Origin of the sequence: Niallia nealsonii (assembly GCF_002835805.1) — a bacterium.
GTDB classification, from domain to species: Bacteria; Bacillota; Bacilli; order Bacillales; family Cytobacillaceae; genus Niallia; species Niallia nealsonii.
Genome location: NZ_PISE01000043.1, coordinates 1 through 20,185, shown reverse-complemented (window position 1 = coordinate 20,185; position 20,185 = coordinate 1). Strand labels below are relative to the sequence as shown.

The following is a 20,185-nucleotide window of genomic DNA, read 5'->3' as shown; positions in this document are numbered from 1 at the left end:
TATTCTTTTAATCAACTTCTTTTTAAACTTCTGTTCCAAAAAATACCTATTTTGTTTTTTGAATTTTTAGATATACTAATAAACACTAAATATAAGATAATTAAAAATAAACAATCAGCTACTAAACAATAAACCAGCTAATTTACCCTATCCTTTTACCCAATCTCCCCGTTAAAAAATACTATTCCAGCTTCACTATTCATATAAAGTGAAATTAACAATCAGTGAGGGGGTTCCACGCCCCCATTGATTGTAGAGGCCTATAGATATAGGCCACACAGACTAAGGACGTGGCTTCTTAGTCTGTTCACTTTTATATTTAGACTTTTACTCAGTAAGTTTCTGCCTAACTAGATTTCTTGTTTTCTCTTATCATTCCTTAGATGGGCATCAAAACCCGTTAATGCATGATAAAAAACCACTTATTCAACTGGCTAATTTCCCCATAGAATAAGTGGTTTTGCATTTTTAATGAAAAATAACGCATAAATAAACCAAATATATGATAAAACATTTATTTCATAAAAAATAATGTTTAAAGTAAACTTGTCTTATATATGCACTCCCATTTAAGCTATCACCCTTGATAGCCCAGCAATAAGTTAAACAACCTTATTTTCCTTGTTGTTTGTTCATTGCTGACATCATTTGATTGATTTTCTTTTGGGATGGTTAAAGATTGCCAATAAGCGCCCCTTAATACATCAACGTTTGTGACTAATCCGAAACTAATTTTCTATTAAGAAAAATATATCATGATAAATATAGACTGTCCACAAATATATTATAATCTTTTAATTTATCTAGTTTATTTTTCATCCTATATAATAATGAAGAAACTAGGATAATAAAAACAGGTATAGAAATTATTCCATACCTGTTTCTTTTAACTATCAGTTTTATTTTCTTTGTTACTCAACCTAAGATCCAAATTAATCAAGGCTTCTACAATCAATTTGTAATCTGGCTCATTCACACTAGTTACTTCATAAATTTCACTTTTATTTCTCTTTTTATTTTCTCTATCTTTATTACTCAATATTTCTACCTTCTCTTCCATACCTTTGAACTAAATAGTTTTTTATTCTTTCCTTGGTATCTTCTATAGGTACATTATGATCTATGTAAATATATACCATGCCATGTTTTGTCTTTATTTCTTTATACAACTCCACTCCAGGCTCATCATATTTAACTCCGACTTCCATTTTACAGCCTCCCTTTATCTTGATTATTAGAAGGAAGCTCTTTTTCCTCTATAATTTCTGTTGCTTTTAATCTAATATCTAATTCAATTAAAGCCTCCGCAATTAATTTATAATCGGGTTTATTCCTATCTTTAACTTCATAAATCATTCCATTCACCCCTTTTCTTTCACATACATATCTTGATTGTTGATATTCTTTTGAACATATATCAATTAAATATTACATTACAGTTTTCCTTCTGCTTTATACTTAGTCATAAGATACCTCTTTAATCTCATATCAGATTCTTCTTTTGTTACATTGTAATTAATATAGATATATAGCATTCCGTATTCAGTTTCTATTTGCTTATATAATTTAACCCCTTCTTTATTAGGCAATTTCATTCAATTACCTCCTTTTTCAATAATTTATTTTGTGTCTATCCGTCTCAGAAGTCTTAATGAGTACTACTTCTATATATTGGAATATATATCCTTTAATTCTCAATAATTCACATACATGCTTCATACAATGAACAAAGGAGTGATAATAATTGAAAGAAAGTTATTTGAATAAAGAAGATAAAGATGAATTGTTAGATGAAATAAGAGATAGTGCAAGAGAAGCTAAGAATAAGGAAAAAATAGATCAACTAATTGATGACATATTTGATAGTGAGAAAGACAACCAAAACAAATAATACTATTTCAAACAAAACTCTCTTTCGTATAATTCATACCATATACCTGCTAAAATTCTTTAAATATATTTCTTTTGTAAATATTTGTACACTTACCCAAAATAATCCTCTATAATATTGATGTAAATCGATATCTGGAGGTACTAAAATGGCGATTACTATACGGTTAAAAGATAGCATTTTGAATAAACCAAATGTAGTATATTTTAAACAAGGGGATTATGTTAATTATAAGGGAGATATAAACCATTTATTTCGGATTTTTAAAGTAATAAGCAGGAATGAGATATTAATATTAAATTGTGACCAAGATATAAATGAAGAAATAAAATATATTAAAGTAATTGAAAAAGATATAACTTTATATAAGAAAAGTCCACTTAAATATTTTACTGAAGGAACAACAGTTTATGTTAAGACTTTACAGGAAACTGGATGGGAAATAAAAGCTGTAGCTCCAAGCCCTATTGATCATAAATTTGATATAATAGAATGTACTAAAAAAATTGGAGCACAAGAATTTAGTAATCATTATCTAGCACATGAAATTATTCCAGATAGAGATACCAATTGTTATAAATGTGGTCAACCTTTAAGTTATAAGACTCATTTAGATTGTCCAATTTGTCGGTATTATAAATGTAGTTCAGGGCATTGTGAATGCAACACTGGAAAATGAGCCTAGTGGAAAACATCCTACTACTTTGAATTCAATAAAAAGTTTATCGAACAATATCTTGCTGCTTAGTTTACGATATTGTTCGATAAACTTCTCTTTTCTCTTTGACAAACTAACAACACCGTGGAGTCAAACAGCACTCCCTATTTGCTTCAACACATTCAATATCAATGGAGATATTTGTATCAACACATAACCTAACCCAGCATTAGTTATCATTCCCCATGCTTTATCCGACTTATCAAACATAAAGAAGAAACATGCTCCAACTATAATCACTGAAGCCACTGGAAAAGATAAAGCAACTAATACATCAACTAATGGATCTAATGCATGGGCAATCATAGATAGTGTTTGTTCTCCCATCCACTCTTTTGCATCGACTGGAACTACATTTATTGGACTAGCTGCAAATACAGGTTTTGCTAATATTAGTGGAATAGCAATTGAAGTTCCGACTCTTCTCGCCAGTTTACCTATATTACTTTTCGCCAATTTTGGTGTAAAGTCTTTCTCCTTTACTTTATAACTCCCACTCATAAATTCATTAAATGCTATTGTTTGCATATTAATCTCTCCCTTATAAATGTTTATCAATAAATATCTACAAAGATAGTTGACTATCGAAAAATATCCAGTAATATCACGTAGGATAAAATTCTATCTGATTTCATCAATCGTATAAACAACACATGGCAATTCCTTACACAGCTCTTTTAATTGCTTTCTTCTCAATTCAGTAGTAGTTAACCATATTAAAGGTGGGAAATAGCCAAAATGTTTTGCTAGATGTCCTGCATTAAACAGCGCTAAATAATTCTTTACTTTTGCTCGATTTTCTTTCATCTTTTGTAAAGAATCCACTTCTAGAAAGTGATACTTTCCATTTACTTTGAACCATGTATCTGTAACTAAAGTGGTTATCCCATCATTGACACTTATTTCGTTGTTCCATTCAACAGGACACTTTGCAAAAATGTAAAAATAGTTTCTCATAATTGTGTGATTTACAAATGGATTCTTTCTTCTTACCTTTTCAGAATTCACATATGCTCTTCCTTCAGCATTTAAGTAATAAATCGTGGAATATTCTTCTCTATAGGATTCTAAGTAAGGTGATAGCTCCTTGAGTATTCTATTGGCATTTCTAACCTTTCCTAATTTGTGGATAGTTTGTAGTTGGTCACGATTAAGAAAGTCCAGTTTTTTTAATGATAATAGCATTGCTTCTTGGCGCTTGTTTAGTTGTTTCAACTGGTTTCACCTCTTTTATGTGTGGATCAATAATGGAATGGATAATTTCTGAAGTTATTAGTGGAGTTTGGACTATGATTTTTTTATCGGCTGTTTGGTAAATGGCACGACCTTTTATTTCTGGCAGTTTTTCTGCTCCTTCCCCATCTAACACAACTCTTGATGCTGTGGAAGACTGTACACGGAAGCATAATTTTGCATCGCTGTTTTGTTTACATTGTCTAGGAATGATATCTCCTGTTCCATATTGGGTAGCTAGAATTAGGCGAAAACCTAAACCTGCACCTAATCGAGATATCTGACTCATGTACTTTTGACATTCTTCTTTTATTGTCTTTTCACTTTTTTGAATGACGATACCATCCTTTTTTATATCCTTCTTATCTACTGCTTCTTCAGGATTTAGTTCTCCAACTTCATCAATAATAATAAAATGCCGTTCCGGTATCCCAGCTTCTCGGACATTCTTTTTCCCCAGATTCCTAACCCTTTGCTGCATCTTTCTCATTTCGTTATAAGCATTCTCTAGTACTTCCCTGGCTTCTTCTGGCTCATATGCGATAGAAACAGTCTGCTTAATATTTTCATAGTCACATAGTTCCACTCCTCCTTTTAAGTCTACAAGATGTAATTTTACATGGTTTGGCTTCTGTTTAATTAGAGAAGCGATAATGCCATTAATTAAATTTGATTTCCCATATCGTGTGGCTCCACCTAATACAAAGTGTGGTATTCTTTCAAAATCATGAAATATAGTTGTGTTTTTTTCTCTCATGATGCCAATTGGAACAGACCATCCTTTTCCTTCAAACATTTCAACCAAAGTGGGCATCGGTTCATCGTAAACTCGAATAATTAACATTCCATCATAGGAAAGTTCTATTTCCTTCCTCTCAGTAAGTTTTCTCTTATAGAGACCTCTAATACTCTGGATAATATTACGATCTAATTTCATCTGTTTTAGGTCTCCTAATTGAAGTTTAACTGTACGTGTATTTATCCCTGCTTCAATCGATTTTTGCTTAGATACATAATCCTCGAAACTTCTTCCTAAAGGTATTCGATAACGATATTCCGTCCCCCATTCATAATTACGTTTCTTTACTAATTGAGTAGTAAGTGTTTGTGTTCCGTCCTTTACGTTTAATCCTGTCAGAGCAAATATTTTGTTCAATTTTTTCGAGTCGTTCCCATTTCCATTTTTCGAGAGATGAGCTTGTAAAGCTAAACCTCCCATAACTACTGTTGAGATTGCTTCAAAAAACAATTGATATTCCTCCTTTCCTACGCCACTCTTTATAGATACATAGTATCTATCCCATCAATCTAGCATTCAAAAAAGACAGCTTCAGCTACTGATATAAAGAGATCTGGCATATGCTCGATCAAGCTACTAGGGTGGTAATTCATTTGGTATAGTAAATGGTATGAAGTCTGGTTTGTCCAATATATCTTGTCCACTGAAATATTTTTAAAAGGAGTAAAGAAAATAATGTAGAATGTAATAACTTGAGGTGTTCATGATGGATTATAAATGTAGATTGAAAGTTATTTTAGCTGAGAGAGAAATAAAACATGGAGATTTTGCAAAGGTGATTGGAATTAGCACAGGGGCTTTGAGTTCCATTGTAAATAATAATTCATTTCCTTCCTTTAAAGTTGTATATAGAATATCTGAAGAGTTAGATTTAGATATTAGGAAAATATGGATAAAAAAATAAAGAGTAGCTCCAAACTACTCCCCTTCTTCTAACCAAATAAAATTATTAAAAATTCCTAATGCTATCAATGGCTTTTTCTCATTTTTATCAAATTTTGTCTCATATATAGTAAACAAGACAAAATCCTTTTTGGATGTTCCTAATTTAATAAGAGATCCACCAAGCATTCCTAATAAAGGACCTTTTTCTTGCTTAATTTGATTTCCTACCCAATCAGCATATTCATCTTTATCAGAAGGATTTGTTATAGCTGACATTATTAAAAATAAACAAAGAAAAGCAAATAATACATATCTCTTTTTCATCAAATTCATTCCTTAGAGTTTTTCAATATATTTGCCTAAGTTATTTATTTTTATTCAAATATACACAGATGATCTATTTAAGATTAACCAATAAAAGAAAAAAAGATTGTGCTGGCTGTTATAAAGATAAATTAATAAATATTATTTAAAATGAATGAAGTATTTTATCACACTCATTAGTTCATACTGAATACAAACTAAATAAATTACATAAAGGAGTATTTAATTATGCAGCAAAGACATTTTAAAGTAATAAATACAAATAGTATTTACTTCGGGGAAGAAGGTATACTCTTAAAGGAAACGGGGCGTGGATACGCATTAAAAATGGATATAAGTAAATATTCGCTTCCTATTTTTGATAAGTCAGAAGTTGAAGAAATAGCATAACCAACTCATTGAGTTGGTTATTTTCTTACCTCATGAAAGCCACATTTTAAACGAAGAAAGGACGGACAGTTAAAGTAACTGTCCTTTTTTTATATTACTTATTTAACTGTTTCAACATAACTGCTCTCGTATTCTTACCATAAATACCATCGACAGGATTACAATAAACACTTTGGAATCTTTCTAAGGCATCTACTGTTTTAGCACCAAATACACCGTCAGCATTTCCGCATTTGAAGTATAATTTATTTAATGCTTCTTGGATTTGTTTTACAGCATTACCTTTAGAACCTTTTTTGTATGTACCTGTTGGAAGAGAAATAGTTTCTTTTTTAGTTTCAGTGTTCTTAACTGATGTAGTTGTTTTAGTTGTAGTTTTAGTCACTTCTTTAACTTCGGATAAAGCAATAGCGTCACCTTTAGTCTTAAATATATCTGTTCCGTATCCTTTATGATGATATTCAAGGTGTGGCTTATCTACAAATCCAGACCAGTCACCACCCCATTCAAAGCCTGCTGCTTTAGCTTTAGCAATAACCTTTTTAGCATCAGCAGAACCATATCCATTCCATAGCGCATTCCCTTTAGAATCAATCATTACGAAGTCTAATGCTTGACCTACAATATGATAGGATTTCATGGTTTGAGAAGCGCCTTTTGCCACGTTTTCTCTTTGTGTTTCTACAGAGCGAATAGTTTCATAAATCAATACTTCAATTTCATTTTCAACTAAATATTCATACCATTGGATAGCTTTCTTCTTTGTATTGTCACCAAGTTGAGCTAAGTTTTTTAAATTTCTTTCATTGTATTTAGGTGTGAATGACATATTAAATTCCTCCTAATTATTTTTTACAAATAAAAAAGAGCAATAACGATTAGTTATCACTCTTACTTTGCTAAATCATTTTCTTTAAGTACTTCTTTCTGTTTTAATCCCTTTTTGCTTAAGTAATTGTTTTTTCATCCTGCGTACAATATGTATAAACCTGATCCAACAGCAATTAAATCGTTAACTAAATCTTCAGGGATAGTTTCATAACCCAGCATATTTAATACGGAGTTTATTACTGCTACAATTAACAATGCAAAACGTGTAACACTGGCTTTATCCATCTAAACCCCTCCTTTTAAAATCAATCCAAATATGGCTGCAATTATCGCTGCAACTACAATCCTTAATAGCCATGTTGTATTACTTTTTATCGAAGAAATGTCTTCTTTGATATCCTTGATATTAGACTCGGCTACTGCCAATCGAGTTTTTACATCCTTCATTTCATCTTCTAGCTTTGAAACACGATGTTCCAAGGGAATCACCTCCTTAAAATAGACAGTAAAAAAGAGCCCTAAAAAGGACTCTTAGCTATGCTCATATCTTCTGAATATCAAATAAATTCTCCCTCATTATACTTATTTAACAAATAACTTCGAACAGTAGACCTACATGTAGGAGATAAAATTGATCTCTGGGGATGTATTAAATCTCCGAATGGCATACCATTTACAAATTTCACTTCCCCTTCAAACTCTTTTCCTAAGTCAGCATCAAAACCAATAACTTTCACAAATAAACTTTTAGAATTAATACTATTAAAATCAATTATGCTAACAGTATGATGGTGTTTCTCACACATTAATTTTTCCTCCTCATCCAATGATAGTTTCATCAAAAGCTATTAAGAAGGAAATGTCAAAAAAGTTAAAAATAAAAGAGTCCCCTAGGAGGACTCTTGATTTGATATTTAGTTGTTGCACAGTAGTATCCTATTGACTAAAAACAATAGGAAAAAAACCTATATTAGATCTCAATTGATCTTTATTAAGTTTCCTTCTGTCTTCTGAAAAAGACATGTACAAATCACCTTTATACTCAACTGGACAGGTATAATGTAGACCTGTGCTACTTTGTAATTCAACCACATTACTAAAACTTAAATCGGTTAAATTAACTTCTCTAATAGCAGTAGCACTTCTTCCTAACGTTCCCCAACTAGTTGTTAAACTATTATTAGTATTGTGTAACAAGTATAACTTGCTATTGTACACAACTAAAGAAGGTTTCGATGTCATGATTTCAGGAATACTCACAAAAGAACTCCAAGTACCACTGACCAAATCATAACAACCAATTGAATTACTACCTCTAGCCACATAATACAGTTTATTGTTAATAATCTCAATGAATACCTCTAGAGCATCTCCGCTAAGAGTGTTAGGGATAGTTACAAATTCCCAATTCATACATCTAATGAGCGAATAACCATCCCTTTAAACCCTAATCCATTGGCAGTATTAAAACTGGCGATAGCTCCATAATAATAATTGTTGTATTTAATTATTCGATTAACTACCAGCGCATCAATTAAATCAGAACTCAATATATAACCTAGTTCTCTGTATGCGGTAGAAACATTTGTAGCTGTCATATCAATTGTCTTTTGTGAACCACCAGAAGTATAAGTTAATTTCGAAACATTATAATTGCCAAAGGTTTCCGTGTTTTTATCAAATTCAATGGTTGCCAACTTTATATCAGTAGCATCAGACTGTTCATTTGAATTAAAAATGATCAAGACTTTATCTTCTAAGACAACTAAATTAGGTTCGTAAGGAGGTCTACCTGATTGAGTAAATCCCCCAAATGTGCTACCAACTTCTAGCACTTTCCATTTTTTTATATCATTGGGGTCAACAATATTAAACTTCACCAAAGGTATATATGCTTGCATTTCCCATGGAGCTTCCACTGTACTGTTATCATTAGCTATATACGTAGCCCAAAAAGTTCCGTCATTTGAATACTCATCGGGTAAAATCATACTACCATGTGACATTTTCTCATTCCGCCAATCACTTATAATAGCAGAAGTTTTTAGCGCATTTTCTAATGTTACCTTTAACTGCCTTGAATTTTCACTGGTTAAAATCGAAGAAAGATTATTACGAATGAGTTTAATTTTAGATTTAGCCAGTTCAATATCTTGAGTCAAAAAATCTGTATCATTGTATTTTTTCACTAAAAACCTGTAAAAACCATTTTGATTAATGATAAGTTTTTTCTTTAACCAAGAAGATCCTAAAGGATAACTGTTAAAAGTGCTATTTTTGTTGTATCTAATAGGAATAATTTGATAATCATTATCTATTTTAATGACATCATTTATTTCTAAGTAGATTAAATCATTTAAGTTGGTTCTAAGTCTAATTGTTGAAACGCTATCTGAACCATTTGGTTCAATTTTTCCTAATTCCCAAGTTAGTTTTGATAAATCAAAGTTATTGGATGCGGTATTTTTTTCGATATTTCTATTCTCTTTTTTTAAGAATGAAAAAGATTTTTTATAGTGCTAATCTCAGTATCTAATATTTCAACATCGCTGCTCTTCCTAATTAATAATCGATAATAACCACTTTGATTAAACGTATAATCCTATCGTTTTAGCTTCTTTAATTAACAATATCCATTCTTCATCTAAAATCATCCCTTATTTCCTCATATTCATTAAAGGACTTGATGGCATAGCTTTCTCTATCAATTCAAAATCCTCTAATGATTGTAAATAGCGCTGCGTAGTGGATAATTCTGAGTGTCCGAGCAGTTTGCTGAGAGAAAAAATATCTATTCCATTTAGAATGCATTGAACACTAAAGAAATGTCTAAATGTGTGTGGAGAAACTCGTTTCCCTGTAATATTTGCTCTTTTGCCAGCTTCTTTTATGACATTATCCAATGCTACATGCGATATGTCGTTTCCTGTATAGGATAGAAAGTAATGATCAGTTGTCAACTTATCTTGAAAGTATTGCTTTTTTAAACGCTCGTATTTAATTAAGATTCGTTTTAATGCTGGAGAAATGAATCCTATTCTCTCCTTATTTCCTTTTCCATTTATAAGAATATTAGTCTCTTTTACATTTACAGACAAAAGCCCTCTGATTTCCATAGCCCTTAGACCACAATCACTTAACATAGCTATAATAGCCTTATTCCTTGCCTCCAAATAATTCTTATAGCTAAATGCGTCAATCATTGCTTGAACATCATCTACAGTGAATCCTTTTAATACCTTTTTTGGCAGCTTTGGAGTTTCTACTTTTTTAGCAATATTCTCTTTTATGTAGCCTTCTCTTTCGCACCAGGAAAAGAAAGCTTTAATCATTTTAAACATGGATACTATTGATTGAGCCTGTAAACCATCCTTTTGCTTCACTCTTACATAAGCTTTTAAATCATGAACCGTGATACTTTCTAATTCAGTAATGGCTCTTTTTTCTTTTAGAAACTGTTTTAATTGCTTATACTCTTGATTTTTGTTCTTGATCGTCTTATCAGTAAATCCTCTAGCTCGACAATGATACATATACTCTTCTAAAACATCTTCAAATAACATAAAAAACCACCCTTCTAATTGGTTTAGTTTCCAATAGAAAAGTGGTTTCGGATTTTTTTGATGAAAGATAAAGCGCAAGTAAAACAATTTTATAATGAAAACTTCAGTTTATAAGAAAACGAAGTTTTAACTTGTCCTATACATGCGAATCATTTACTGTCACAAACGTTGCCCATTTAAGCTATCACCCTTGATAGCCCAGCAATAAGTTAAACAACCTTATTTTCCTTGTTGTTTGTTCATTGCTGACATCATTTGATTGATTTTCTTTTGGGATGGTTTCATTCCCATTTGCATCATCATCATTTTAAGCATTTGCTCGTTAATTGGCGGATTTTTCTTAAGGTAATTCATCATATATTTACGGGCGATGAAAAATCCGATAGCAATCCCTGCAAGTAATGCAACGATGCCTACAATCGTAATCCACATACTTCTTTCCTCCTTCATGTTGTCTACTACTTAGTGTACTAGACCAGATATTATTATACAATATCTGCTCGGCATTTTCTCTTTTTCAGACAAAATTTCTTTGTTTTATTGGTTTTAGCCAGCCATAACGGCCATTTTCTATATCAATTGCCAAAAAATTAGGTTCATATTTATGAAGCAATTCAAAAAACACAAGCTCCGCATCATAATATCCATTCGCCTTAATTTGCAAACAATTATTTAATATAGATAGCATTGCACTGCTTAAATTATCGTTTTTAATATAATACCCTTCAACATTATGCTGAAACCAGCTCTTTTTCTGTAATTCCATTAATAAGACTTGCTGTATTTTCCATTCTGGGATAGGTCGAGTTATGTAGTCAATCTGTTTTTTTAGAATTGCTTTTAAAGTAGAATCCTTTGTATTAGTATGCTCAAAAAATAGATTGTAAATCATTTTTTCTTTTCCATTATAATGTAGAGCCACATTTTCTTCTATTAAATACAATTCATATTTTCTCATACTCACTCTCCACCTGCCTTAACGTCTTTTTATTATTATAAAAAGGAACGAGTACAAGGTGTGTCTTTAACTGTTAAAAAAACAGACTAGTTTTGTCGAATAGAGAATTTTTTCTTATTTTCTCGATTTTTCACCAAAGAGGAAATACCCATTATGTACTATCTCCAGACAAAAAGAGCAGCATACTGCCGCTCTTTTTTCACATCTATTACTAAAATTATTTATCTAATAATACTTTTACGCGTGCTACAACATTATTTACAGTGAATCCATACTCTTCTAAAATTTTATTTCCAGGTGCAGATGCTCCAAATGTATCAATAGCCAATACATCGCCTTCATCTCCAGCATATCGATGCCAGCCTAGAGAACTTCCCATCTCAAGTGCAAGACGTTTTTTCACTGTTTTAGGCAGTACAGAGTTTTTATATTCTTGTGATTGCTTTTCAAAACGATCCCATGAAGGCATGCTTACAACCGAAGTATGAATGCCTTCAGCTTCTAATGCTTTTTGTGCTTGAACAGCTAACCCAACTTCAGACCCTGCTGCAACTAATAAAGCATCAGGTGTTTCTTGTACTGATGGAGAAATAACATATGCTCCTTTTGATACACCTTCATATGCATTTTTATCAGTATCTTTAATAGTTGGCAAGTTTTGTCTTGTTAAAACAAGAGCAGTCGGCTGATTTGTTGATTCAACAGCTACTTTCCATGCAGCAGCAGTTTCATTTCCATCAGCTGGACGAATAACAGAAAGATTTGGCAAGGCGCGCAATCCTGCTAATTGTTCAATAGGCTCATGCGTTGGACCATCTTCTCCAACGGCAATGCTGTCATGTGTAAACACATATGTTACAGGCAGTCCCATAATTGCTGCAAGACGGATGGCAGGTTTTAAATAATCAGAGAATACAAAAAACGTTCCGCCAAAAATTTTCACTCCGCCATGTAATGCAGCACCATTTAATGCAGCACCCATTGCAAATTCACGAACACCAAACCAAATATTGCGGCCATCATAATGTTCAGGAGTTAAATCTTTATCTCCTTTAATCATTGTATTGTTGCTTCCAGCTAAGTCAGCAGATCCACCAATAAAAGATGGCAAGTTTTTCGCAATAGCATTTAGAACCTCTCCAGATGAAGCACGGCTAGCTAGACTTGAACCTTCTTCATAAACTGGAATATCTTGATCCCATCCTTCAGGAAGTGTTTCAGAAGTTGCCACTTTAAATTGTTTTGCTAATTCAGGAAATTCTGCTGCATATTTAGCAAGCATTTCTTCCCATTGTTGTTCTTTTGTTGCCCCTGCATCTGCAATTTTTTCTTTAAAATGTGCATATACTTCTTCTGGAACATAAAAATCTTCTTCAAATGTCCATTTATAAGCATCTTTTGTTAATTTCATTTCATCTGCACCAAGTGGAGAACCGTGTGAAGCTGATTTTCCAGCTTTATTTGGTGAGCCATAACCAATAACTGTTTTTACTTCAATAATTGTTGGACGATTTTCATCTTGTTTTGCTTCTTCTAACGCACTTGTTAATGCAGCAATATCATTGCCGTCTTCTACACGGATATATTGCCATCCATACGATTTAAATCTTTGTTCCACGCTTTCAGAGAATGATTTATCTAAGTCGCCATCTAATGAAATATCATTAGAATCGTACATAACAACTAGTCTTCCAAGCTTTAAGTGACCAGCTAATGAAGCGGCTTCAGCTGAAACCCCTTCCATTAAATCCCCATCTCCACAAATGCTATATGTATAATGGTCTACCACATTATATGCATCTCTATTATAAGTCTCTGCTAAATGGCGTTCTGCTAATGCCATACCAACTGCCATCGCAACCCCTTGTCCAAGTGGGCCAGTAGTTGCATCTATCCCAGCTGTGTGGCCAAACTCTGGATGTCCTGGAGTTTTGCTTCCCCATTGGCGGAATTGTTTTAAATCTTCAATAGATAAATCATAACCTGATAAATGCAGCAAGCTATATAATAATGCAGATCCATGACCTGCAGATAATACAAAACGATCACGGTTAAACCATTTAGGATTTTTTGGATTATGGTTCATAAAGGAAGTCCATAACGTGTAAGCCATTGGAGCTGCTCCCATTGGCATACCAGGATGACCAGAATTTGCTTTCTCGATACTATCAATTGATAAAGTTCTTATCGAATTAATCGATAAATTATCAATATTTGCTGTCATGTAAAACATCCTCTCATACAATATTCATTACACTATTATATTAAATGCGATTGTCCCATAAAACAACTAATAGAATAAATAAATATTAAAAATATTTTTATATTTATTCTATTTTTTTAAAAAAAAGTGGCAAAAACCCCTTAACATGAAGGAATTGGAGCAGAAAAAAATTTTTATATTTTTTTATAGATAAAAAAATATTTTTTCGGAATTTATTTAGCAAAAATTAATCTCTACCCCTTTTTTTAGCAAAACAAAAAGAAATTGCATTAATGCAATTTCTTTTTGTTTTGCATATCTTTTAATTTTTGTGGCGTTACATCGTCACCATTTGGATCATAAATTGTAACACCTTCCAAAGTATTTAACATAGTCGAACGGAAGCCTTTTAAATATTCTGCTCTAAGCGCTGTTTGCTCTTTTGCTTCAGCTTCTGTTAATCCTACTTCCTTTTTTTTCTTTGCTAGTTCATTTATGCGTGCTAACTTAGTATCGGAAATCATACAAAACTCCTTTAAAACCTATAGTATTTATTCCTCCAAAAACGAGCAGCCTCAAAATCAAACAGAAAAAGCAAACTCTTTTTTTAAACTTAATCAAACAGTTGCCTATAGCCCCACACCATTTATGGAAGGAATGTTTCGTTATTTGCTAAAACATTATTATACCATAGGAAAAAATTTTAAGCATGTTATTAACTCTCATTATGTTCTTGCTCTTTGAATTCTTGGTATCTTCTATGTACGGTGGCTTTGGAGACGGAAAAACCAAACCCTCTTAGGGTTACAGCAATTTCCGCAAAGGTTAAGCCATTTTCTTTTAATTTGGCAATTTCTTCGATTGGAACATCCTTGCGCAGTCTGCCAGCATTATCGCCTTGATTTTTTAAATTTTCTGCTGGATTATAGCCATTTTCTACTGCTCTTTTCATCCCTCTTTTAATTTTTATATTATGGATTTTACGCTGATATTCTTCTACTAAACTAACAATTTGCAGTACCATTGAGTCAGCATCGGAAAGTACAAGTTCTCCAGAGGAGGATATGCTATAAAGCTTTACATTTTCTCTTAAAATACAGTGCAAAATGGCAATCTTTGCATTCCCTCTTCCAAGCCTTGTTTCATCTTGTATTAAGATAGCTCCAATATCTTTGTCCTTAATTCTTGTCAACAAATCTAAAATGCCGTCACGGTCTAATTCAAATCCACTTGCTTGTTCCTTTATTATATCCGCCACATGGAATTTATGCTCTTTTGCAAGTAGCAGCAGTTCTTCTTCCTGCCTTTTAAGTGAAGTCTCTTGCTCTTTTTTATCCGTACTTACTCGACAATAAATAATTGCATTCATTTAAAGCATCACCGCTATCTCTATTTTTCTGTTTTCCCCCAAGAAGTTTACGTGTCATTTCTTCAAATAGATATGTATCTTGATTCTTTTCTATTCTTTTTAATCGGAAGCTAATTGTATATTTTCTTCTTCTGCTTTTACTGGAATAATAACTTCTTCTCCTGCTGTAAGCTGGTGAGCGGGCAAGCTATTTTTCGTTTCCACCCATTTAATAAATTGTTTTTGCGACATACTATATTTCCCATTATATTTTTCAGAAATACTCCATAATGAATCCCCTTGTTCTACCTTAACCATTACATATTGTTTATCATGAGTAGCATTATTATATAGCACAATCATAGCACATGTTAATACACTGAAAATAAATAAAATAATCGAATAAGAATAATTGGTCCAAATTTTTTGCCACATAACAAATCACCTCTATAGAATATACGTTCGTTTATATATCTATCTTAATACGAACAAATGTTTTGTGTCAACAAAAAAATCAGAACTTATGTTTGTATCAATTAACAACACATGCTATAATTGGCATAAGAAAAATGACTAGAGGTGCATATAATGCAAAAACTTTCTAAAAGGCAGCTAGATATATTAGATTATATAAAAGATGAAGTGCGTCAAAAAGGATATCCACCCTCTGTTAGGGAAATCGCTGAAGCAGTTGGTCTTGCATCGAGTTCCACTGTACATGGCCATTTAGCAAGATTGGAAAGCAAAGGGCTAATCAGAAGAGATCCGACCAAACCTCGTGCTATTGAAATACTAGACTTAGAAGAAAACACTATACCAAAATATAATATTATTAATGTTCCAGTAGTAGGAAAGGTGACAGCGGGTATGCCTATTACCGCTATTGAAAACGTTGAGGAATACTTTCCGCTGCCAGAAAGGCTTGCTCCAAAGGATGAGCATGTATTTATGCTTGAAATTATGGGAGAAAGTATGATTGAAGCAGGAATTTTAGATGGAGACTATGTCATTGTACGCCAGCAAAACTCAGCTAACAACGGCGATATTGTCGTCGCAATGACAGAAGAAGATGAAGCAACTGTAAAACGTTTTTTCAAAGAAAAGGATTCTATTCGCTTACAGCCTGAAAACAGCACCATGGAGCCCATTATTTTGCGGAATGTAACGATTCTAGGAAAAGTAATAGGAGTATATCGCCATATTCAGTGATGTTTTTCATGAAGCCAGTCTCAATGATTGGCTATGTAGAGCTACTTCTTATTCCTGACTTCTTTTTGAAACTAACATGTCAGCAAAATAATATTTACTATCTAAACGGCCAATTTTTGGTCGTTTTTTATTGGCATCAACTCACATTTCAGAAGATATCCCTTAAGGCTTACTTAACTAGTCTTTTGAATTGGTCTCTCTATCCATTTTTCTTCCTAAAGGAATGTACAGGTATTATCAATATCCTTTTCTTTAAATATTCACTATTATAATACTGCTTTTATTGCTGTTAAACTTCCATCACATGCACTTTCTATAAATTTTAAAAAAGGCTTTATTTGGAAAAAGAAAGAAAAGAAAATAATGCATAATACGGGGATTTTTAGAACTTGGACGAATTTTCAGACCAAAAGAAGCAAGGAAGACACTAGCAATACACCATAATGATTCATTAGAAATTCTTACAGATGAAGAGACAATTTTTTCAAAAAAACACTAGCCTTCCAGTTACTGCATAACTATAGGAGAACCTGTTAATCATTCAATTATATGAGCAGATGAAAAAATTAGTGTAAGTGAAAAAAGAATGCCGTTATTAAAAAAGAACTTACATCTATTCTGAAATCACACTTAATAACAATCATTCTCTTTAAACTTACTAAAACAACCGTTTTATTTCCTAAAAATAAACAATTGGACGAAATGAATAAAAATTCAATTCGTCCAATTTGTATGCAGCATATCACGAAATAAATTATCAAGTGATAAAGTTAGTTCTTTTTCATCTTCTAAACCGCTTGAAATGAAACTTGCAGCTTGTTCTATCCCTGCTAGTCGCTGTTGAATAAAACCATTGATTCTTTGTATGTTCTCTTTCTGATAGATGCTGCTGCCATTGATTTTAGCTGTTATTAAGTCCGTTATCTCTTTTTTTAATGCCACATCATCTACTAGCTCATTTACTAATGAAAAAAAGTGATTTGGTGGAAACGTCTGTTTCTGCTCAATCCATTGACAAGCTAAAAGGGGGCGCATTATGTGAAAAATGACTTTTATTTTTCGTTCCTTTATCCCTTGGCTTTTTTGTTCATTTTTTTTTGCCATATGCATGTAATGATAATAGCAAGCACGAGGATTAAATGCTTTTTCTTTTATTTCTTTTATTTTAGTGAAAAAGTAATCATTTTGATAATAGACAGTTTCTGCTTGCAGCCACTCTAATAAAGATGGATTAGATTTACGGATAAGCCTTAATGCTTTTGTTAGCTCCCAACCACTCATATCTAAATTTCCTGTGATTGGCAATTCTATCACATCCTTGTTTTTATCTAGTGATAAATACCATTCTTTAGGATGCATATAAAGAAACCGAACATCAAAGTCACTATCAGATGAAGATAAACCATATGTATGACTGCCCGCTTCACAAGCATAAAGAATTTTTATTTTATGCTCTTTTTCTATTGTTTCCAGCTGATTTTTCATCTCTATTTTCATTCCATTTCCCAGCCCTTACAAACATCCACCCAGCCTTTAGCATTTCCAAGCAAATATAGTTCTTCATTTGTTAATTCAATCGCTGAATTGCTGCTTCCACATGCAGGAAAAACAGTAGAAAACCGCTTAAGTGATTCATCTAAGTATACATCTAAATCTTCTTTTAAACCGAAAGGACAGACTCCGCCAACGGCATGTCCAGTTTTATCCAATACTTCTTCTGCTGTAAGCATACGTGGCTTTTCTCCAAAAACTGCCCGAAATTTTTTATTATCCACCTTTCCGTCGCCCGCAGCTACTAATAAAACTGCATCCTCCCCTTTGCGAAAAGAAAGTGTTTTTGCAATCCTTTCCGGTTTTACTCCTAATGCACTGGCAGCTTCTAAAACGGTTGCACTAGACTGTTCAAATTCTTGAACATTCATTTTTTTATTCCATTTTTCCAAATATGTTTTTACTTGTTCGATTGCCATACTATTTAACTCCTCTAAATATTTTTACTTTTTTAACAATATACCATTTGCACCGCTTTATCTCAAACAGTAGTTTTCCTCTTTAAACATAGACTCTGTTAAACTTTAGCTTTTGATTGCAGCGAATAGCGTCTGCTTTCCGTGGACAAGCGCCTTACACTCCAATAAGCAACGTACAAAAATCAGCCATTAACTTTAACATAGCCAAAACAAAAAAAGACAGATCACATAATCCGTCTTTTTTCCCCTGCCTTCAAAAAGTATTATACACATTTTCACATTCTTGTGCAGTTGGTTCATAAAAACAGTGGAGCTTAAATCTTCCTACATGTGGCTGGTTATACCATGTTGGCGGACAGTCGCCTGGTGGTCGAAAATACCATAAACTATACTTAGAAGGCCATATTCTTTCCCCATTTATCGCGCGCCTTGCCAATCTTTTTTCGCTTTCTCGTGCTCGCTGATAAAAATAACCTTTTGTTGTTGCTTCAAAAGCATGGGGCTGATAAACCATATCCGGAACCGTTCTTAGTCCCTTAAAATCGGAACAATTTGCTCTCACTCGGTTAATTCCTACATTTCCAACCATTAACATCCCTTGCAACCCTTCTCCTTCTGCTTCCGCTCGAAGAAGTCTTGCCAACAAATTAATATCTGCTTCCGATGCTCTTACTACCGCCATAGCCTTACCTCCTATATTTCCATCATATTATAAGAGGTCTTATCCCATTACTGTTTGAAAAAACTTAATCATTAATAGTTACATTAGACAAAGCAAATCAACGTATCATCGTTTCATTAACTTTCAAAAAGTGATGGAGTGCTCCAATTATGCCTGCATTATTTTTATGTTTGCAAATCTCAATAGGCACTTTTAATTCTTCCCAATAAGGAATTGTTTGTAAATGATTATTTATATGGTAAGACAAATCTTCTCTTTCACTTATGCCACCGCCAATCAGGATTTTTTCCGGATTAAAGGTGACCGCTAAATTAAAAACACCATAACTAATATTTTTGTACCATTGCTGAATAATATTTTGAACTTCTTTGTTGCTTTCTGCCTCTTTAAAAATTTTTTCACCCTCTACTTTTGTCGATAAATCTAATTGCTTTACTTTCCTATATGCTGCAATTAAGGCACTTGTTGAAGCACTTTTATGAAGATTTCCCTTTAAACCGTCCTTTGTCTGAATATACATATGCCCAAATTCTCCACCTTTAAAGCTTGCACCATGCAATAAAGAATCATTTATCATAATGCCACCGCCAATTCCTGTACCAATAGTCATACAGATAAAACTATTGCATTCAACGGCATTTCCATTCCACTTTTCCGCCATTGCTGCACAATTCCCATCATTTTCTACAGACACAGGAATAGCCAGTTTCTCTTCTAGCATTTTTTTAATATTTTTATTATGTAATGCCACAATGGATCCGGCACTTTCTGAATAACCTGTTTTTGGATTAATATAACCTGGCAAACTAATAGCGATTCCTTTAATATCGTGCTGTTTTTTATACGTTAGAATGGTATAAACCATTGCATCTAAAAATGCATCTAAATCCGTACAGTCTGTTTTATATTTTCCATTGTTTATTATGTTGCTGTCTTCAAATAATAAGGCATGTTTTACATTGGTGCCACCAACATCAAAAGCTATGTATTTATCCACTTTTCATTCCCCCAAACAAAATATAAGATCTGTACCCGTTATAAAAAACAAACGCAAAATTAGCAAAAGCGCAACTGTTTCATCCTATAAAAGACTTTTGTTATAACGCTTTTAATATTAAAGAGATTTCTATCTGTTTTTTTATTTTCCTGCTTTTGTCTATATAAAAAACTTTAAAGATTGG

Annotated in this window: 30 protein-coding genes; 5 read left to right on the top strand and 25 right to left on the bottom strand. The window is 32.7% G+C overall.

Annotated elements, in window-relative coordinates; translation table 11 throughout:
* Positions 1 to 886: 886 nt before the first annotated feature.
* The 4 genes from CWS01_RS22505 to CWS01_RS22490 all read right to left on the bottom strand — a co-directional run bounded on the left by CWS01_RS22505 (position 887) and on the right by CWS01_RS22490 (position 1,595).
* The gene (locus CWS01_RS22505) at positions 887 to 1,039 is read right to left on the bottom strand and encodes a hypothetical protein (RefSeq protein WP_157827692.1); all 153 of its coding nucleotides are present in this window, start codon (positions 1,037 to 1,039) and stop codon (positions 887 to 889) included.
* The gene (locus tag CWS01_RS22500; RefSeq protein WP_157827691.1) at positions 1,032 to 1,208 is read right to left on the bottom strand and encodes a hypothetical protein; all 177 of its coding nucleotides are present in this window, start codon (positions 1,206 to 1,208) and stop codon (positions 1,032 to 1,034) included. The genes CWS01_RS22505 and CWS01_RS22500 overlap by 8 nt, the downstream gene beginning before the upstream one ends.
* 1 nt (position 1,209) lies before the next feature.
* The gene (locus CWS01_RS22495) at positions 1,210 to 1,356 is read right to left on the bottom strand and encodes a hypothetical protein (protein WP_157827690.1); all 147 of its coding nucleotides are present in this window, start codon (positions 1,354 to 1,356) and stop codon (positions 1,210 to 1,212) included.
* 77 nt (positions 1,357 to 1,433) lie between these two features.
* Entirely contained in the window at positions 1,434 to 1,595 is a 162-nt protein-coding gene (locus CWS01_RS22490) for a hypothetical protein (protein ID WP_157827689.1), read from the bottom strand.
* Positions 1,596 to 1,744: 149 nt separating this feature from the next.
* Between CWS01_RS22490 and CWS01_RS22485 the strand changes: the two genes are divergently transcribed.
* The gene (locus CWS01_RS22485; RefSeq protein ID WP_157827688.1) at positions 1,745 to 1,891 is read left to right on the top strand and encodes a hypothetical protein; all 147 of its coding nucleotides are present in this window, start codon (positions 1,745 to 1,747) and stop codon (positions 1,889 to 1,891) included.
* 148 nt (positions 1,892 to 2,039) lie between these two features.
* Complete coding sequence (locus CWS01_RS17290) at positions 2,040 to 2,570, top strand: hypothetical protein (RefSeq protein WP_101178425.1); 531 nt, start codon at positions 2,040 to 2,042, stop codon at positions 2,568 to 2,570.
* Positions 2,571 to 2,699: 129 nt separating this feature from the next.
* On the opposite strand, the gene CWS01_RS17285 is transcribed toward CWS01_RS17290, so the two are convergent.
* The 3 genes from CWS01_RS17285 to CWS01_RS17275 form a co-directional block, all read right to left on the bottom strand.
* On the bottom strand, positions 2,700 to 3,137 hold the full coding sequence (locus CWS01_RS17285; protein ID WP_205161161.1) for a hypothetical protein: 438 nt from the start codon (positions 3,135 to 3,137) through the stop codon (positions 2,700 to 2,702).
* Between the two features lie 93 nt (positions 3,138 to 3,230).
* The gene (locus CWS01_RS17280; protein WP_235852103.1) at positions 3,231 to 3,824 is read right to left on the bottom strand and encodes a replication-relaxation family protein; all 594 of its coding nucleotides are present in this window, start codon (positions 3,822 to 3,824) and stop codon (positions 3,231 to 3,233) included.
* Positions 3,760 to 5,091 (bottom strand): FtsK/SpoIIIE domain-containing protein, encoded by a 1,332-nt coding sequence (locus tag CWS01_RS17275; RefSeq protein WP_235852102.1) that lies wholly within the window; start codon positions 5,089 to 5,091, stop codon positions 3,760 to 3,762. The genes CWS01_RS17280 and CWS01_RS17275 overlap by 65 nt, the downstream gene beginning before the upstream one ends.
* A gap of 253 nt (positions 5,092 to 5,344) precedes the next feature.
* On the opposite strand from CWS01_RS17275, the gene CWS01_RS17270 reads away from it, so the two are divergent.
* A complete protein-coding gene (locus CWS01_RS17270; protein ID WP_407938580.1) occupies positions 5,345 to 5,545 on the top strand; it encodes a helix-turn-helix transcriptional regulator in 201 nt (66 codons plus the stop codon).
* Between the two features lie 14 nt (positions 5,546 to 5,559).
* On the opposite strand, the gene CWS01_RS17265 is transcribed toward CWS01_RS17270, so the two are convergent.
* A complete protein-coding gene (locus tag CWS01_RS17265; RefSeq protein ID WP_101178423.1) occupies positions 5,560 to 5,850 on the bottom strand; it encodes a hypothetical protein in 291 nt (96 codons plus the stop codon).
* 228 nt (positions 5,851 to 6,078) lie between these two features.
* On the opposite strand from CWS01_RS17265, the gene CWS01_RS22480 reads away from it, so the two are divergent.
* Positions 6,079 to 6,240 carry a hypothetical protein gene (locus CWS01_RS22480; protein ID WP_157827687.1) on the top strand — a complete coding sequence of 54 codons (162 nt, stop codon included), beginning with the start codon at positions 6,079 to 6,081 and terminating at the stop codon, positions 6,238 to 6,240.
* Positions 6,241 to 6,334: 94 nt separating this feature from the next.
* Here CWS01_RS22480 and CWS01_RS17260 read toward each other — a convergent pair whose 3' ends face one another.
* From CWS01_RS17260 to yneA, 13 genes are all read right to left on the bottom strand, one after another.
* A complete protein-coding gene (locus CWS01_RS17260; RefSeq protein WP_101178422.1) occupies positions 6,335 to 7,069 on the bottom strand; it encodes a peptidoglycan-binding protein in 735 nt (244 codons plus the stop codon).
* Between the two features lie 134 nt (positions 7,070 to 7,203).
* Entirely contained in the window at positions 7,204 to 7,356 is a 153-nt protein-coding gene (locus tag CWS01_RS17255) for a hypothetical protein (RefSeq protein ID WP_268877084.1), read from the bottom strand.
* Positions 7,357 to 7,560: a hemolysin XhlA family protein gene (locus tag CWS01_RS17250; protein WP_328588929.1), complete on the bottom strand. Its 204-nt coding sequence runs from the start codon at positions 7,558 to 7,560 to the stop codon at positions 7,357 to 7,359. It abuts the gene before it with no gap.
* A 68-nt stretch (positions 7,561 to 7,628) separates the two neighbouring features.
* Positions 7,629 to 7,877, bottom strand: coding sequence for a hypothetical protein (locus CWS01_RS17245; RefSeq protein WP_101178420.1), 249 nt, complete (start codon positions 7,875 to 7,877; stop codon positions 7,629 to 7,631).
* Between the two features lie 130 nt (positions 7,878 to 8,007).
* The gene (locus CWS01_RS17240) at positions 8,008 to 8,331 is read right to left on the bottom strand and encodes a hypothetical protein (RefSeq protein WP_168714418.1); all 324 of its coding nucleotides are present in this window, start codon (positions 8,329 to 8,331) and stop codon (positions 8,008 to 8,010) included.
* Between the two features lie 149 nt (positions 8,332 to 8,480).
* Positions 8,481 to 9,260: a hypothetical protein gene (locus tag CWS01_RS17235; protein ID WP_101178418.1), complete on the bottom strand. Its 780-nt coding sequence runs from the start codon at positions 9,258 to 9,260 to the stop codon at positions 8,481 to 8,483.
* A 468-nt stretch (positions 9,261 to 9,728) separates the two neighbouring features.
* On the bottom strand, positions 9,729 to 10,634 hold the full coding sequence (locus CWS01_RS17230; protein WP_101178417.1) for a tyrosine-type recombinase/integrase: 906 nt from the start codon (positions 10,632 to 10,634) through the stop codon (positions 9,729 to 9,731).
* A gap of 219 nt (positions 10,635 to 10,853) precedes the next feature.
* Complete coding sequence (locus tag CWS01_RS17225; RefSeq protein WP_101178416.1) at positions 10,854 to 11,066, bottom strand: YneF family protein; 213 nt, start codon at positions 11,064 to 11,066, stop codon at positions 10,854 to 10,856.
* An 85-nt stretch (positions 11,067 to 11,151) separates the two neighbouring features.
* Positions 11,152 to 11,592, bottom strand: a complete 441-nt coding sequence (gene sirA, locus CWS01_RS17220; protein WP_101178415.1) for a sporulation inhibitor of replication protein SirA — start codon at positions 11,590 to 11,592, stop codon at positions 11,152 to 11,154.
* A 217-nt stretch (positions 11,593 to 11,809) separates the two neighbouring features.
* Entirely contained in the window at positions 11,810 to 13,816 is a 2,007-nt protein-coding gene (tkt, locus tag CWS01_RS17215) for a transketolase (protein WP_101178414.1), read from the bottom strand.
* A 269-nt stretch (positions 13,817 to 14,085) separates the two neighbouring features.
* Positions 14,086 to 14,319 carry a DUF896 domain-containing protein gene (locus CWS01_RS17210; RefSeq protein ID WP_101178413.1) on the bottom strand — a complete coding sequence of 78 codons (234 nt, stop codon included), beginning with the start codon at positions 14,317 to 14,319 and terminating at the stop codon, positions 14,086 to 14,088.
* 191 nt (positions 14,320 to 14,510) lie between these two features.
* Positions 14,511 to 15,164 (bottom strand): YneB family resolvase-like protein, encoded by a 654-nt coding sequence (locus CWS01_RS17205; RefSeq protein WP_101178412.1) that lies wholly within the window; start codon positions 15,162 to 15,164, stop codon positions 14,511 to 14,513.
* 99 nt (positions 15,165 to 15,263) lie between these two features.
* Positions 15,264 to 15,578, bottom strand: a complete 315-nt coding sequence (gene yneA / locus CWS01_RS17200; RefSeq protein ID WP_101178411.1) for a cell division suppressor protein YneA — start codon at positions 15,576 to 15,578, stop codon at positions 15,264 to 15,266.
* Between the two features lie 153 nt (positions 15,579 to 15,731).
* Between yneA and lexA the strand changes: the two genes are divergently transcribed.
* On the top strand, positions 15,732 to 16,352 hold the full coding sequence (lexA, locus tag CWS01_RS17195; protein WP_101178410.1) for a transcriptional repressor LexA: 621 nt from the start codon (positions 15,732 to 15,734) through the stop codon (positions 16,350 to 16,352).
* Between the two features lie 714 nt (positions 16,353 to 17,066).
* Here the strand turns inward: lexA and CWS01_RS17190 are convergent.
* From CWS01_RS17190 to CWS01_RS17175, 4 genes are all read right to left on the bottom strand, one after another.
* The gene (locus CWS01_RS17190) at positions 17,067 to 17,849 is read right to left on the bottom strand and encodes a nucleotidyltransferase domain-containing protein (RefSeq protein ID WP_101178409.1); all 783 of its coding nucleotides are present in this window, start codon (positions 17,847 to 17,849) and stop codon (positions 17,067 to 17,069) included.
* Positions 17,846 to 18,322, bottom strand: a complete 477-nt coding sequence (locus tag CWS01_RS17185; protein ID WP_101178408.1) for a YbaK/EbsC family protein — start codon at positions 18,320 to 18,322, stop codon at positions 17,846 to 17,848. The genes CWS01_RS17190 and CWS01_RS17185 overlap by 4 nt, the downstream gene beginning before the upstream one ends.
* A gap of 253 nt (positions 18,323 to 18,575) precedes the next feature.
* Entirely contained in the window at positions 18,576 to 19,004 is a 429-nt protein-coding gene (locus CWS01_RS17180) for a cell wall hydrolase (RefSeq protein WP_101178407.1), read from the bottom strand.
* Positions 19,005 to 19,101: 97 nt separating this feature from the next.
* Positions 19,102 to 20,001, bottom strand: coding sequence for an ROK family protein (locus tag CWS01_RS17175; protein WP_101178406.1), 900 nt, complete (start codon positions 19,999 to 20,001; stop codon positions 19,102 to 19,104).
* Positions 20,002 to 20,185: the final 184 nt, after the last annotated feature.